We start from the raw sequence: 16,276 nt of genomic DNA on the forward strand, positions 1-16,276 counted from the left end.
CCTAACAATTTTATACAAATAAGGTTTTTGAAAACTTGCTAAAAAAATTACTGAATAGCTTTTACAACTGCTTTTGGTGCATCTTTTCTTGTTCCATCAAATCCTTCTACACCACCAACAGTAGTATATTTCATAACGTATTTCTTATCCGGAAAAATTCTTTTATAAGCACTCTGACACATTAAAGTTGCTTCGTGAAAACCACAAAGAATTAATTTTAATTTACCAGGATACGTGTTTACATCACCAATAGCATAAATTCCAGGAATATTTGTTTGATAATCTAAAGCATTATTTACTTTAATTGCATTTTTTTCTATCTCTAATCCCCAATTACCAATTGGACCTAATTTTGGAGACAATCCGAATAAAGGAATAAAATGATCTGTATCTACAATAAAAGCATCTTCTCCTTTTTTCTCTACAGCAACACCTGTTACTTTATCTGTACCGATAATCCCTTTTACTTCCGCAGGAGTTATCATTCTAATTTTCCCTAAATTCTTTAATTCTTGTACTTTTTCTACAGAATCTAAAGCGCCTCTAAATTCATTTCTTCTATGAATTAAAGTTACTTCTGATGCTACATCAGACAAGAAGACAGCCCAATCTAAGGCAGAATCTCCACCACCAGAAATTACTACTTTTTTATCTCTATAAAATTCTGGTTCTTTAATAATATATTCAACACCTTTATCTTCAAAATCTGCAATGTTAGGTATCAATGGCTTTCTTGGCTCAAAAGAACCTAAACCACCAGCAATTGCAACAATTTTAGCATGGTGTTTTGTTCCTTTATTTGTTGTAACAATAAAAGTACCATCGTCTTGCTTATCTATCGTTTCTGCTCTTTCTCCTAAGGTAAAACCAGGTTCAAATTGCTTTGTTTGCTCTATTAACTTATGTGTTAAATCTCCTGCTAAAATTTCTGGATATGCAGGAATATCATAAATAGGTTTCTTCGGATAAATCTCAGAACACTGCCCACCAGGTTGTGGTAACGCATCAATTAAATGACATTTTAATTTTAATAAACCAGCTTCAAAAACTGTGAATAACCCCGTTGGTCCTGCTCCAATAATAAGTATGTCTGTTGTAATCATCTTAAGATTCTTTTTTCTCTATTAATCCTTTGGTGAATTCGTTTAGTGTTTCCACTTTTTCTTCGAAATCTCCTTTTATTGTTTTTCTAAACTCGTTTAAATTCTTAACTAAATCATCTACGTTTTCTGGAATTACATCCTCAAAAAACTGACGCAATCTTTTGGCTGTTGTTGGCGATTTTCCGTTGGTAGAAATGGCTACTTTTACATTTCCTTTGGTTACAATTCCGCCCATATAAAAATCACAAAAAGGAGGATTATCAGCAACATTTACCAATATACTTCGCTTTCTACAATGTTTATAAACCTTTTCGTTTACTTCAGGAAACTCTGTTGTTGCCACAACAATATGTTTTCCTTTTAAATACCGTTTATTATATTTTTCTTTAATCAGTTTTACGTTTCCCTTCTTTGCTAATGCAGTTGTGCCTTCTCTAAACATAGGAGAAACCATGGTTACATTTGCATCTGGACTCGATTTTAATAAGAACGTCAATTTTTCTTCTGCAACAAAACCACCTCCAATTATTAAAACCTGAAGGTTTTTAGTTTTTAAGAAAATAGGGTATAAATTATTTCTTTCCATAAACCTATCCTTTTAATTCATTTGCATATTGTTCTTGAATATCTAAAATTACCTGACGATGTTTTACTACTTCACCCAACACAATAATTGCAGGGTTTTTCAATTCATTATCAGCAACAATTTTTTCTATAGTATCAACCGTACCAATTCCTAGTTTCTCTCTAGAAGTAGTACCTCTTTGAATAATGGCTACAGGTAAATTATTTTTACCTTCAGCTTGAAATAATTTTACAATTTGAGGCAGTTTACTCATTCCCATTAACACCACAATAGTTGCGTTAGACTTTGCAGCCAACTCTATATCATTAGAAATTTTATGATCTTTTGTGGTTCCTGTAATTACCCAAAAACTCTCTGCACTTCCACGTTTTGTTAAAGGTATATTTTGATAAGCAGCTACTGCTAACGAAGATGAAATTCCTGGAACAACCGCAACCTCTAAACCTAAATTTGCTGCATATTCCATTTCTTCTGCACCTCTTCCAAAAATAAATGGATCTCCACCTTTTAAACGAACTACATGTCCGCTAGATTTTGCTCGTTCAACAATTAACTCATTAATTTGTTCTTGTTGATATTTATAACACCCTCTGCGTTTTCCAACGAAAATTTGTTCGGCTTCCGGATTTATATATGCTAATAATTCTTCATTCACCAAAGCATCATATAAAACTACATCGGCAGTTTTTAAAACCTTTATAGCTTTTACTGTTATTAAATCTATATCTCCAGGACCTGCTCCTACAACGGTTAACTTTGGGGTTTTTAAACTCATTTTATTCTTGTATAACTTACTCTGCAATTGCAGTTTCAGCATTTCTAAAAGCTCTTACTTTCTGTAAAAACGTATTTGCATCGCTAATATACTTCTTTGCAAATTCTTCTGTTGGAGCAAACTTATTAATTTGATAAATCAAATCGGCAAAAGAACCTCCTAAATCTATTTTTTCTGAAGAAATAAAGAACTCATCAAATTGAGATACAATACTTGCATGTGTATTTGTTTTCTTATCCGCCGCTAATAATGATGCTTTTGCAGAGTTTACAATAGACTGATATGCATAATAAATAGCACCAGAATATACTCCGTTTGTAAAAGCTTCATTTGCATTTTCAATTTTCTCATCACTTTCTAAAAATAAAGTGGCAATTAAATCGATCACAACACCTGCACATTCTCCAATTCCTATTTCTTTTAAATATTTCTCTTCTTCTCCCCAATCAATAAAATCTTCTTGAGTTAAATTAGTAACATCTTGTAAATCGTTTAATAAGTCATAAAAATAACGCTCACCTGTCACTTTATAATACTCTACAAAAGATTTTCCAGCTGCATTTGCTTCAAAATCATTAAAGATTCTACGTAATGCTTCTGGTCCTCTTTTACTTGGTACTTTTACTACTTTATCTGCAAAAAGTGCTTTTCCGTTTCCTAAATTTCCACCACCTAATAAAACTTGTAACGCTGGCGCAACTAATTTATCTGGTGTTCTTACAGTCATTCCTTGAAAACCAATGTTTGCCATGTTGTGTTGCCCACAAGCATTCATACAACCACTAATCTTAATAACAAGATCTTCATTTTTTAAATACTGCGGGTATTCCGCAGCAATTACTTTTTCTAGTTCTGCTGCAATTCCTGTACTACTTGCAATACCTAAATTACACGTATCTGTACCAGGACAAGCGGTAATATCTACTGCCTTATTATAACCTGCTTCTACAAAACCTAATTTTTCTAATTCTTGATAGAAATAAGGAACTAAATCTTCTTTTACAAAAGGAATAACAATATTTTGACGCAATGTTAAACGGATTTCTCCTGCTGCGTATGTATCTACTAAATCGGCTAATAAACGTGCTTTATCTGTATAAAAATCTCCTAATAAAACTTTAATTCCGATTGCAACATAACCTGCTTGCTTTTGTGGAATTAAGTTGGTCGATTTCCATAAATCAAAAGCTTCTTGATTTTTTATTTCTACTTGTGGAGCATCAACAGAAACTGGAGTTGACGCAACATAACCATCTGCATCTATTGCAACCGTTTTTAATTCGATAGCCTTTTGTTCTTGTGCTACTAATTCTTTAAAAGCTTCTAAACCGATATCTTTTAGTAAGAATTTCATTCTTGCTTTGGCTCTACTTTTACGTTCACCATAACGATCAAAAACTCTTAAAACACCTTCCATTACTGGAATAATTTTATCTGAAGGCAAAAACTCATATAAAGTTTCTGCATGTCTAGGCTGAGAACCTAATCCTCCTGCAACCATCACTTTAAAACCTCTAACTCCGTTTTCTATTTTAGCAATATATCCGATATCATGTAAATAGGATAGGCCTGTATCTTCATCCGAAGAAGAAAAAGAAACCTTAAATTTACGTCCCATTTCTTGACAAATAGGGTTACGTAAAAAGAATTTAAAAACAGCATCTGCGTACGGAGAAACATCAAAAGGCTCGTTTACATCAATACCAGCAGTTTCTGAGGCAGTTACATTTCTTACAACATTACCACATGCTTCACGTATAGTAACTTCATCTTTTTCTAATTCTGCCCATAATTCTGGCGTTCTTTGTAAATCTACATAGTGAATTTGAATATCTTGACGTGTTGTAATATGTAATCTTCCTCTAGAATACTCGTCTGAAACTTCAGAAATTCTGCGTAATTGATTACTCATTACTTTACCATAAGGCAATTTAATACGAATCATTTGTACGCCTTCTTGACGCTGACCGTAAACACCTCTTGCTAAACGTAAACTTCTAAATTTCTCTTCGTCTATTTCTAGATTATTGAATTTTGCAATTTTATCTGCTAAATCAATAATATCTCTTTCTACAACTTGGTTTTCTATTTCTGTTCTAAAACTTTGCATGATTTAATATTGATGGTTGGTAATGGCTGCTAGTTGGTTGGTAATTGGTTTATTTTATAAAACCTACACCTACTGTATTGTTGCTTTTTGGATCTATTAAAATAAATGATCCATTTGATTTGTTATTCTTATAAGAGTCAAAAGCTAATGGTTTACTTAACTTTAATTGTATGTCTCCTATTTGATTTAATACCAATTCTGATGGATTTTCTTCAATACCAGAAAAATCAGTTTTTATAATACTAGACAATTGTGTAATTTTTGCTTGTGCATCATTTACACCATGTTTTATATAATATTTTTGTGAAGCTTTTAAAGGCTCTTTATCCATCCAACAGATAGTTGCTGTTAATTCTTTAGCAATTGTTGGTTCTTCATTTACTTTTACCAACATATCTCCTCTACTTACATTTACGTTATCTTCTAACGTAATTGTAACAGAACTTCCTCTTTTTGCTTCTTGAAATTCTTTATCGAAAAAATTAATTGTTTTAATCTTAGATTTTGTTTGCGATGGTAACACTGCAACCTCATCTCCAACAGCTAAATCACCTCCATAAAGCTTTCCTGCATATCCTCTAAAATCGTGGTATTCTTCCGTCTTTGGTCTGATAACTGTTTGCACAGGAAAACGAGTTTGAGAAGCATCATTAATATCTTCTGTATCTAATCTTTCTAAGTGATGCATTAACGTTTCTCCTTTATACCAAGGCGTATTTTCAGATTTATGAACCACATTATCTCCTTGTAAAGCAGACATTGGTATAAACGTTAAATTCTGACCTTTGTACTCACTTTTACTTGCTAAATATTCAATTTCAGCTTTAATGGTGTTGTATTTCTCTTCAGAAAACTCAACCAAATCCATTTTATTAATAGCAATTACAACATCTTTAATTCTCAATAAATTATTGATAAAAAAGTGTCTGTATGTTTGTTCTATTACTCCGTTTCTTGCATCAATTAAAACAATAGAAGCTTGTGCTGTTGAAGCACCCGTAACCATGTTTCTTGTATATTCTATATGCCCTGGAGTATCTGCTATAATGAAACTTTTACTTGGTGTAGAAAAATAGATATGCGCTACATCAATAGTAATTCCTTGTTCACGTTCTGCAACTAAACCATCGGTTGCTAAAGAGAAATCTAAATAGTCAAAACCACGTTGTCTACTTTTTTCTTCTATCGCTTCTAACTTATCGTCTGTTAATGATTTTGTATCGTATAAAATACGACCAATTAAGGTACTCTTACCATCATCTACACTTCCTGCTGTTGCTATTTTTAATACTTTCATTCTTATGAGCTGTTCGCTATTGGCCTTTGGCTTTTAGCTTAATTTGTATTCATTTTTAATACTTACAAAGCGATTAAATTTTGTAAGGTGTTTGCAAATAGTTGCGTTAGGGATTGAAACGACATCCTTTTTTTGTTTTTTCAAAAAAAGATATAGTGGAAAGCCCGTTAAAACGCCCAAAGTATTCTAAAAATACCCTTGTTGTTTACGTTTCTCCATTGCTGCTTCCGAACGTTTATCATCTATTCTTGCACCTCTTTCTGAAATGGAAGAATCTCTAATTTCTTCTACAACTTTTGCTATATCGACTGCGTCGGATAAAACTGCCGCTGTACAACTCATATCTCCAACAGTTCTAAAACGAACCATTCTTTCTTCTACTTTTTCTTCTTCATCTCTAAAAACAACTTCATCATCTGCAGACCAGATCATTCCGTCTCTTACAAATATTTTTCTTTTATGTGCAAAATAGATTGATGGAATCTCGATATTTTCTTGTTCTATATAAGACCAAACGTCTAATTCTGTCCAGTTAGAAATTGGAAAAACACGTACATTCTGACCTAAATCTATACGTCCGTTTAACATATCGAATACTTCTGGACGTTGGTTTTTTTCATCCCACTGACCAAAATCATCTCTTACAGAAAAGATTCTTTCTTTTGCTCTTGCTTTTTCTTCATCTCTTCTTGCCCCTCCAATACAAGCATCAAAACCAAATTCTTCAATAGCGTCTAATAAAGTTTCTGTTTGCAACATATTTCTACTTGCATATCTACCAGTTTCTTCTTTTACTCTACCAGAATCTATATTGTCTTGTACATTTCTTACAATTAACTCAACACCTAATTCTTTAGCCAAACGATCTCTAAATTCAATCGTTTCAGGAAAATTATGACCTGTATCAATATGCATTAAAGGGAAAGGAATTTTTGCTGGATAAAATGCTTTTTGAGCTAAACGTACTAACGTTATACTGTCTTTTCCTCCAGAAAAAAGCAACACAGGTTTTTCGAACTGCGCTACAACTTCTCTAAAAATATAAATTGCTTCACTTTCTAAAGCATCTACTTGTATTGTTGTATTACTCATAATTATCTTTTTAGATGTGTAAACCACATTCTCTGTTACTTTCTACTTTTGTTGGATCGAAATATGTAAACTCGTTTGGTAAATTTTGTTCTACTAAATAAGCGTCTAATTCTTCATCTGTCCAGTTATAAAACGGACTCACTTTTACTACACCGTCTTTACTTTGAGAAACAACATCTATACTGTCTCTAAATGCAGTTTGACCTTTTCTTAAGTTTGTAAACCAAACATCTGGTTGATGCTCTTTCATAGCTCTAGAAAATGGTTCTAACTTAACTTGTTCTGTAAACAAAACATGTTTTGGATCTTCTACCGAAGGAACTCCTAAAACAACATTTCTGTGAGCAGCAGTTTGTTTTGGTGTATATAAATGAATATTTAAATTCAGTTTTTCTATAATATCTTCTGCATGTTTATACGTCTGCATCGTATTGTAACCAGTGTCGCACCAAATTACTTTAATGTCTTTTTGCACATCCGTAACCGCTTTTAAAATTGCAACTTCATAAGGTCTGAAGTTGGTTGTGATTACTGGATTTTTAGCAAAAGAAATAGCCCAAGCTATAATTTCTGCTGGACTTTTATCTTTTAATTCTGCGTTAACTTGTGTTAAGTTTAAGCTCATTACTTTCCCCATTTTATTTTATTCCATACTCTCTCGTGAAAAAAGTATAAAACTAACTTTGTTAAAAAATCTATTGATGCAATTGAAGTAGCCACTGATAACTCCCCTGTTAAGAGGTAAGACACTATTAAAGTATCTATTGTACCTATAACTCTCCAACTTAATGCCTTAAGCACACTTCGTAAAGGTTTTTCAGAAGTTTTATCTTCTTTAAAACCTTTAGTCTGTGCTTTTTTACTAAAAATGATTTGGTCTAAAATCATAAAAAAAATTAATTCAAATAATTACCCTACTACTTTAATAGGGTATGCAAATCTACATTATTATTATACAAAAAGTCGGGATTAAATCTTTAAAATTACCTAAACCCTATAGATTTAGTAGATTAATAAAAAAACGGCAAATAAATTATGAATATGTAACTACTACAAGGATTTAGTAATTAAAATAATACAAAGGGAATATAAAATGTATTTGTAAAGATGTATTGTACTAAATATTAATTGGAAAAAGAAGTTGAATATCAACTTAAAGACGGAAAGAAATAATTAAGAGATTGCTACTTGCTTAGTGCTTAGAAATGGCAATTAATAATAAATAAAACAAAAAGAAGGCTTCGTTGTTCCTCCTCGAAATGACTTATAGTTTTAGCAATTACACAAATCTGCCAAAGTAGTATTTTTAAAAATTTGCAAAGAACTATCTCTTACCTGAACCATTAACTTATTTACAGCACAAAGGTTTTCATCAGGACAATCGGCACATTTTTCGTAAAAATTTAAACTAACACAAGGAATCATGGCAATTGGCCCTTCTAAGATTCTCATAATAGTAGTCATTTGAATATCTTTAGGTTCCTTTAAAAGATAGTAGCCACCACCTTTTCCTTTTTTAGACGCTAACAACCCGTTTTTACGAAGGGTTAAAAGAATAGTTTCTAAAAATTTTAAAGAAATATTTTCATTTTTAGAAATCGTAGCAATAGAAACAGGCGTTTTATCTTCTAGTCTTGCAAGATAAGTAAGTGCTTTAATTCCGTATTTTGTTTTCTTTGATAGCATAGTACAAAATTACACAATTTAATTACTATACTAAAATAGTAGGATATACTTTTTTATAAATAACTTTTGAAACTATAAAACCACTAAGTATTATCTCAGTGGGTTTATAGTTTAATCTAAAATCTAAGTATTTTTAACGATAACTTAATTTGCAGTGTGCGACTTTTCTAAAGCGTAAAAAGTAGCTTGTACATAATCATCAGCATCTCCTGTATTATTCTGATTGTAAACACCTGCTTTAAAATACATGTATTGTCCGCCATTATTATAACCACTATTTGCCATAACTACAGTTTTAACAACATCTGCTTTACCTTCTCTTATAATAGTAACCGTGAGATCATCTCCAACAACTTTAATATTGTAGCTAAATTTTTCGTCTAGAGCAATTCCATCTGAAGTATTTGAAGCAGAACTATCTTTAGAACCAATCATTTCATGCCATTGTTCAGCTCCACTTCCCTCTACAGGTTCGTGTGCAAAATAAATAGACCCCAAAGTATTACCTGCTAATTTTCTATAATAAAGACGGATAGGTTCGTTATCATTTGCATGAATTTGACCAACAATAACACGTCCTTGCTGACCAGAATCTCCTGTAGTTGTTACATGATTTACAGCAAGTGTTGCAGACATTTCTCCGTCATAACTTGCAGCGGCAGTTATATCCGCTTGCGGAGCAGTACCAAAAACCCAATTATTTTTATTAACTCCTTTGGTATCTATACTAGTATTGGTTCCTCTTAACATTTCGCGAAACTCAACTCTTGTATAACTTGTACCTGTAGATGTTTTAAATCCGTCTACTGGACACTTAAAAACCATTCCTCCGTCATTAGCAGTATAAAAATAAGTATCATTTTTATATACTCCATTAAGTTCACTTACAGTAATTGTTTTAGCAACACCACTTCCATTATTAATAGGAATACTTAAATTCCATGTAGCTAAATCAAAATTTTGAGAAGGTACTTTATTAGGATCTAAATCTCCTGTTATTTCTTCTCTTGCAGCTTGAGTTATTATTAAAGACTCCGATAAATCACCGCTAATTACAGTAATGCTACCTGTACGAGTATTAAATTCCGTATTTGATGATACAGAAATATTTATTGTTTTATTACCAATTCCATTTGTTGGTGAAATTGTAATCCAATCATTATTATTACTCGTGTACCAATAGGCATTAGCAGTTACAGTAACCGATTGTGTTTCTTGACTTGCAGAAAATTCAGCAATCGTAGATAAAGACAAAATATCTACTATTTCTTCATCTGAATCTGCAGAACTACAAGAAAAATAAGATAAAAATAATGCACCAACAAATAATAATCTGAAAGAAATTTTCATAAAAATAATAACATTAATAATTGAATTTTTAAAAGTACAAAATTGGTTAACCAATTTAGCGTAATTTTAAATAAAATTATTATTTAATTAAATAAAGAGATTAAAACCAACTCTTTAAACAACCAAAACAACTATTATTAATTATTATTTAAAGCTTGTTTTAAATCAGCAATAATATCATCTGCATGTTCTAAACCAACTGAAACTCTTACCAAACCATTTGTAATACCAACTTCTAATCTATCTTCTTCAGACAAACGTCCGTGAGTTGTAGAAGATGGATGGGTTACAATAGTTCTTGTATCTCCTAAATTTGCCGATAATGAACACATTTTTATAGCATCTAAAAATTTTCTTCCTGCTTCAATTCCTCCTTTTATTTCAAAAGCAACAATATTTCCACCTAATTTCATTTGGTTTTTAGCTACTTCATATTGAGGATGCGACTTTAAAAATGGGTATTTTACAAACTCTACATTTTCATTTTCTTCTAAAAAAGAAGCTACTTTCAAAGCATTTTCGCAATGTTTTTCTACTCTAATTGATAAGGTTTCTAAACTTTTAGACAACACCCAAGCATTAAAAGGAGACATTGCTGGACCCGTATTTCTTGCAAACAAATAGATTTCTCTTAATAAATCTGCTCTACCAACTGTTACTCCACCTAAAACTCTTCCTTGTCCGTCAATTAATTTTGTTGCAGAATGAATTACCAAATCTGCTCCGAATTTAATTGGCTGCTGAATATATGGTGTTGCAAAGCAGTTGTCAACAATAAAAATAAGGTTGTGTTTTTTTGCAATTTTACCAATCAACTCTAAATCTAAAATATCTACAGCTGGGTTTGTTGGCGTTTCTATATAAAGAACTTTTGTATTTTCTTTTATCAAACTTTCAATTAAATCTACCTCATCAACCTTAAAATAAGAAGTTTCAATATTCCATTTTGGTAAATATTTAGTAAACATTCCATGTGTTGATCCAAATACAGATCTACAAGAAACGATATGATCTCCGGCACTTAACAAAGCTGCAAATGATGAAAATATAGCTGCCATACCTGTTGCAAAAGCATAACCTGCCTCTGCTCCTTCCATTGCCACAATTTTATCTACAAATTCTGTTGTGTTAGGATTTGTAAAACGACTATATAAATTACGTTCTTTTTCTTCTGCGAAGGATGAACGCATGTCTTCTGCATCGTCAAAAACAAAACTAGAGGTTAAATATAAAGGTGTAGAATGTTCAGAAAACTGACTTCTTTCTGTTTGACTTCTTATTGCTTCTGTTTCGAAATGTTTGCTCATTGTAATTATTAGATTGTTAGACCGCTTTCGCTTTTAGAATCAAGAGCCAAGACAAAAATTGATAATTCTCTTATTTTTTCGTCTTGATTCTTGTCTCTTTTTAATCTTGTTTCTTTTTTTAAATCGTGATTGACTGAAATACTGCCAACTATTTAGTTATTATGTTTTGCTAATCTTAATATATCTCCAAAAACCCCTCTTGCCGTAACACTTGCTCCCGCTCCTGCTCCTTGAATTACAATTGGTTGTTCTCCGTAAGATTCTGTATAAATTTCAAAAATTGCATCAGAACCTTTTAAAGAACCTAAAGGAGTACTTTTATCTGTGGAAACTAATTTCACTTCTAATTTTCCTTTATTTTGAGATAAATCTCCACTTAATTCGCCAATATAACGTAAAACATGATTTGGCTCTTGATTTTCTTTTATTTTTTGATATTCATCATTCAATAATTCTAATTTCCCTAAGAAATCAGTAGCGGAACCTTCTCTTAAATTTTCTGGAATTAAATTCTTGATTTCAACCTCATCAAATTCATTTTCTAACTCTAATTCTCTTGCCAAAATTAATAATTTTCTAGCAACATCATTTCCTCCTAAATCTTCACGAGGGTCCGGTTCTGTAAAACCTTTATCTATTGCTTCTTGCAACGTATTTGAAAAAGGAACATTTTCAGCAGAAAAAGTATTAAATAAATAACTCAAACTTCCTGAAAAAACACCTCTAATTTTGGTGATATTCTCTCCTGACTCATGTAATAAACGAATCGTATCTATTAAAGGTAAACCTGCACCAACATTAGTTTCGTACAAGTACTGTTTTTTATATTCTTTCAACTTCGCTCTTACTTCTTTGTAAAAATCGAATGATAATGTATTCGCTATTTTATTACAAGAAACCAAATCGAAACCAGCTTCTATAAACGGAATATAATTACTTACAAAATTAACACTTGCCGTGTTATCTACTGCTATTAAATTCTCAAAATGATTCGCTTTTGCAAAAGCGATAATATCATCAACATTTACATTTTCTTCTCCGTTTTCTAATAGATTTTGTTTCCAATCTTTAGAAACCCCGTTTTTATTTAGCAACACTTTTTTAGAGTTTGCCACTGCAAAAACATTCAATTGAATTTTTCTTCTTTCTAAAACAGATTGTGTGTTTTCTATAATTTGATCAATTAAAGTACCACCAACTAAACCTTTACCAAAAATGGCAATATTTATTTTTTTGGTAACTCCAAAAACTTGCCCATGAATAACATTTACAGCTTTGTGTAATTGATCTTTTTTAACCACCAAACTCACGTTTTTCCCAGTAACCGTGTTATTGAATAAAACAGGTACAATTTGGTTTTTAATTAAGGCATTATATGGTAAATGAAACTCACTTAAATCTTGACCAATAATAGAAATTACGGCCACATTATGTACAATAGAAATATGGTTTACATCTTGCGAATAAAAATCATTTTCAAATTCTCTTTCTAGGGCAGCAACCGCTTCTTGTGCTTTATCTGCATCAATAATTAACCCAATTCCTCTTTCTGAAGAACCTTGCGCAATAATACTGATACTAATATTCCGATCACTTAAGGTTTTAAAAATACGAGCATCAACACCTACTTTACCTAACAAACCTCTCCCTTCAAAATTTAATAAAGCAACATTATCTATCGTTGCAATAGATTTAATTCCTTTTGCTGATGAAGATTCTGAGGTGATTAAAGTTCCTTTATCTTCTTTATGAAATGTATTTAAAATTCTAAGGTTGATGTTTTTCTCTAATAACGGAATAATGGTTTTTGCATGTAAAATAGTGGCTCCAAAATTGGCCATTTCATTCGCTTCTGAGAACGATAATTGCTCAATCTTTTTAGCATCTGCGACCAAGTCTGGATTTGCTGTAAAAATTCCGCTTACGTGTGTGTAATTCTGTAACTCATCTGCATCTAAATAATTAGCTAATAAAGCTGCTGTATAATTACTACCATTTCTACCCAACGTAGTGGTTTCTCCTTTTTTGTTGGATGCTATAAAACCTGTAACAATATTAACTGTTGTGTCATTATTTTTGAAAAAACTAATGACATTTTCTTTAGAAACCGCAGGAATAGGTTGTGCATTTCCAAAGTTTTCATCAGTAATAATTAAAGATCTAGAATCTACTGCATTTGCAGAAATATTTTCTTTCTCTAACAAACTTGCTACCAATTTTACAGACAACAATTCTCCTTGAGCTAAAACCTCATCTTTAATTTTATGACTATAATCTCCCAATAAAGAAACACCTTCAAAAATAGTTTCTAATTTAGAAAATTCTTGAGAAAAGTCTACAGAACTATTTGGTTCTGATTGATATGCTTTAAATTTTTCAAACTTGGTTTTATACTCTTTTTTTGACGCTGCCTTATCTAAAATAGCTTCTAGCTCGTTTGTAGAATTCCCTCTTGCAGAGGCAACAACAGTTACTTTTATTCCGGCTTTATATTTACTTGCAATAATTTCTATTGCATTTTCTAATCCTTCACCATTGGCTAAAGATTTTCCTCCAAATTTTAAAACTTTCATCTTCTTTTCTCTATAATCTTTATTAAAAATAGGCTCAATAATTTTCTGCAATTGATCATATTCCATTAAAAAAGCGTCATGACCATGCACCGAATTTATCTCGTTATACGTAACATTATCTTTTGTTAATGCTAACTTTTTATGTGTTTCTCTGTTTTCTTCCGCAGTAAAAAACAAATCTGAATTCACACCAATAATGTGAATATTTGCATCAATTTTATCTAGAATTTCAATATTTTTTTTTCCGCCAACAGTAACATCAATCGTTTTTAATAATTGATTCATTAATTTGTAAGACGATAATTGATAGCGTTCTTGCAACGATTTACCATGATGCAACAACCAACTTTCTACATCAAAAATATCTGAATCTTCTTTTTTAGATCGATGAAAACGTTCTTTAAAACTTTCTGGCGTTCTATAACACAACATTGCGTGCATTCTTGCATCGTGCACAGGATTGCTAGAATTTACCAAAAACTGTTCTTGAATTTGACAATTGGCAATTAACCAATCTGTAGATTTCCAATCGGTTGCAATTGGTAAAAAATGTTGCGTTAAATTGTTGTTTAACACCATCATTTCCCAGGCAATTCCTCCACCTAAAGAACCTGCTATCAATGCAAATAAAGTCTCAATTTTTAATATTGATAAACCTTCTAAAAATATCTTTGCAACATCTCTCGCTATAAAGTCTTTATAGTTATCAATTAAAATTCCATCGAAACCATTACCAGGAATATTAAAGGATAAAATGGTATAGGTTTTAGTATTAATTGCCTTTTCATCTCCAACAATATCTCGCCACCAACCTTCTTTACCTGCAACATAAGAATTACCCGTAAGTGCATGATTTACCAAAATGATAGGAGCTGTTCCTAAATCTTGACCAAAAACCTGGTAACTTAAATTCATTTCCGAAATTAAGGCACCTGATTCTGTAGTAAAATCTTTTATTTTGATATGTTGTAATGGATGTTCCAAGTTATTTACTGAATTTTAAATTATTGTCTATTTAAGCGCAGTCAAAAATAATAATAGTTCTCGACTGCGCTTGAACAGACACACTCATTATATTTTTGAAAAAGCTGCTGTTAAATCTGCTTTTAAATCTTCTAAATCTTCAATACCAACAGACAACCTAATTAAATCTTGACTTACACCTGCACTTGCTTGTGCAGCTTCATCTAATTGTTGATGCGTTGTACTTGCTGGGTGAATAATTAATGATTTTGTATCACCAATATTTGCTAATAAAGAGAATAATTTGGTATTATCAGCGATTGTTTTTGCTGCTTCAAAACCACCTTTTACTCCAAAAGTTACCAAACCACTTTGCCCTTTTGGCAAATACTTATCTGCTAACGTTTTGTATTTATTACTTTCTAAACCAGGATAGTTTACCCAAGTAACCTCTTCTTGTGCTTCTAACCAAGTTGCCAAAGCCAATGCGTTTTTAGAATGTTGCTTAATTCTAACTGGTAAAGTTTCTAAACCTTGAATAATATTAAATGCGTTTGTTGGACTTAAAGCTGCACCAAAATCACGTAACCCTTCTAAAATTAATTTAAAAGTAAATGCTGCTGCACCTAAAGCTTCATGATATTTTAAACCATGGTACCCTGCAGAAGGCTCTGTAAATTCAGGGAATTTTCCGTTTGCCCAGTTAAAAGTTCCAGCATCAATAATTGCTCCTCCTAAAGAAGTTCCTTGTCCGCCAATATATTTTGTTAAAGAATGAATTACAAGATTTGCTCCATGCTTAATAGGATTTAATAATGCTGGTGTTGCCACTGTATTATCAACTATAAAAGGAACTTCTGCTGCTTTAGAATGTTCAGCAATTGCCTCTAAATCTAACACATCTAATTTAGGATTCCCTAAAGATTCTACAAAAAATGCTCTTGTGTTCTCTTGAACTGCAGCTGCAAAATTATCTGGATTATCAGCATCTACAAACGTAGTTGTAATACCTAATCTTGGTAAGGTTACACTTAATAAATTATACGTTCCACCATATAAACTACTAGAAGCTACAATATGGTCTCCTGCTTTTAAAAGTGTTAATAAACCCGTTGCAATTGCACCTGTCCCAGAGGCAAAAACTACGGCTCCAATTCCGCCTTCTACAGCCGCTAAACGATCTTGTAAAATTTGGTTTGTTGGGTTATTTAATCGAGTATAAATAAAACCTAATTCTTTTAATGAAAAAAGGTTTGCAGCATGTTCTGAGTTGTTAAAAACATATGATGATGTTTGGTAAATAGGAACTGCTCTTGTTCCTCCATTTTGTGTTACATCATGCCCTGCATGTAGTGCGTTTGTTGCTAATTTGTGCGTACTCATTTTTCTATTTTTTTTGAGTTAATAAATGATTAAACCAAAAGTCGAATGCAT

At 31.8% G+C, this 16,276-nt stretch carries 13 protein-coding genes; all 13 read right to left on the reverse strand.

The features are described 5' to 3' along the window. Positions 1 to 47: 47 nt before the first annotated feature. Entirely contained in the window at positions 48 to 1,103 is a 1,056-nt protein-coding gene (locus GQS57_RS12230) for an NAD(P)/FAD-dependent oxidoreductase (RefSeq protein ID WP_165733130.1), read from the reverse strand. A gap of 1 nt (position 1,104) precedes the next feature. Continuing rightward, positions 1,105 to 1,689 carry a bifunctional precorrin-2 dehydrogenase/sirohydrochlorin ferrochelatase gene (locus GQS57_RS12235; protein ID WP_165733131.1) on the reverse strand — a complete coding sequence of 195 codons (585 nt, stop codon included), beginning with the start codon at positions 1,687 to 1,689 and terminating at the stop codon, positions 1,105 to 1,107. Positions 1,690 to 1,693: 4 nt separating this feature from the next. Further along, positions 1,694 to 2,464, reverse strand: coding sequence for a uroporphyrinogen-III C-methyltransferase (gene cobA / locus GQS57_RS12240; protein WP_165733132.1), 771 nt, complete (start codon positions 2,462 to 2,464; stop codon positions 1,694 to 1,696). A gap of 16 nt (positions 2,465 to 2,480) precedes the next feature. Next, positions 2,481 to 4,574, reverse strand: a complete 2,094-nt coding sequence (locus GQS57_RS12245; protein ID WP_165733133.1) for a HEPN domain-containing protein — start codon at positions 4,572 to 4,574, stop codon at positions 2,481 to 2,483. Between the two features lie 49 nt (positions 4,575 to 4,623). Next, positions 4,624 to 5,871, reverse strand: a complete 1,248-nt coding sequence (locus tag GQS57_RS12250) for a sulfate adenylyltransferase subunit 1 (RefSeq protein WP_165733134.1) — start codon at positions 5,869 to 5,871, stop codon at positions 4,624 to 4,626. A 186-nt stretch (positions 5,872 to 6,057) separates the two neighbouring features. Next, positions 6,058 to 6,963 (reverse strand): sulfate adenylyltransferase subunit CysD, encoded by a 906-nt coding sequence (gene cysD / locus GQS57_RS12255; protein WP_165733135.1) that lies wholly within the window; start codon positions 6,961 to 6,963, stop codon positions 6,058 to 6,060. 10 nt (positions 6,964 to 6,973) lie between these two features. Next, entirely contained in the window at positions 6,974 to 7,588 is a 615-nt protein-coding gene (locus tag GQS57_RS12260) for a phosphoadenosine phosphosulfate reductase family protein (protein ID WP_165733136.1), read from the reverse strand. Beyond that, positions 7,588 to 7,851, reverse strand: coding sequence for a DUF2061 domain-containing protein (locus GQS57_RS12265; protein ID WP_165733137.1), 264 nt, complete (start codon positions 7,849 to 7,851; stop codon positions 7,588 to 7,590). Before GQS57_RS12265 ends, GQS57_RS12260 begins: the two co-directional genes overlap by 1 nt. 384 nt (positions 7,852 to 8,235) lie before the next feature. Beyond that, on the reverse strand, positions 8,236 to 8,649 hold the full coding sequence (locus GQS57_RS12270; RefSeq protein ID WP_165733138.1) for an Rrf2 family transcriptional regulator: 414 nt from the start codon (positions 8,647 to 8,649) through the stop codon (positions 8,236 to 8,238). A gap of 144 nt (positions 8,650 to 8,793) precedes the next feature. After that, positions 8,794 to 9,999 carry a polysaccharide lyase family 7 protein gene (locus GQS57_RS12275; protein ID WP_205860261.1) on the reverse strand — a complete coding sequence of 402 codons (1,206 nt, stop codon included), beginning with the start codon at positions 9,997 to 9,999 and terminating at the stop codon, positions 8,794 to 8,796. A gap of 137 nt (positions 10,000 to 10,136) precedes the next feature. Continuing rightward, positions 10,137 to 11,306: an O-succinylhomoserine sulfhydrylase gene (locus GQS57_RS12280; protein WP_165733139.1), complete on the reverse strand. Its 1,170-nt coding sequence runs from the start codon at positions 11,304 to 11,306 to the stop codon at positions 10,137 to 10,139. A 152-nt stretch (positions 11,307 to 11,458) separates the two neighbouring features. Next, a complete protein-coding gene (gene thrA, locus GQS57_RS12285; protein WP_165733140.1) occupies positions 11,459 to 14,863 on the reverse strand; it encodes a bifunctional aspartate kinase/homoserine dehydrogenase I in 3,405 nt (1,134 codons plus the stop codon). 87 nt (positions 14,864 to 14,950) lie between these two features. Then, a complete protein-coding gene (locus GQS57_RS12290; RefSeq protein ID WP_165733141.1) occupies positions 14,951 to 16,225 on the reverse strand; it encodes an O-acetylhomoserine aminocarboxypropyltransferase/cysteine synthase family protein in 1,275 nt (424 codons plus the stop codon). Positions 16,226 to 16,276: the final 51 nt, after the last annotated feature.

The sequence above is a fragment of the Polaribacter sp. 20A6 genome (assembly GCF_011378915.1).
GTDB classification, from domain to species: Bacteria; Bacteroidota; Bacteroidia; order Flavobacteriales; family Flavobacteriaceae; genus Polaribacter; species Polaribacter sejongensis.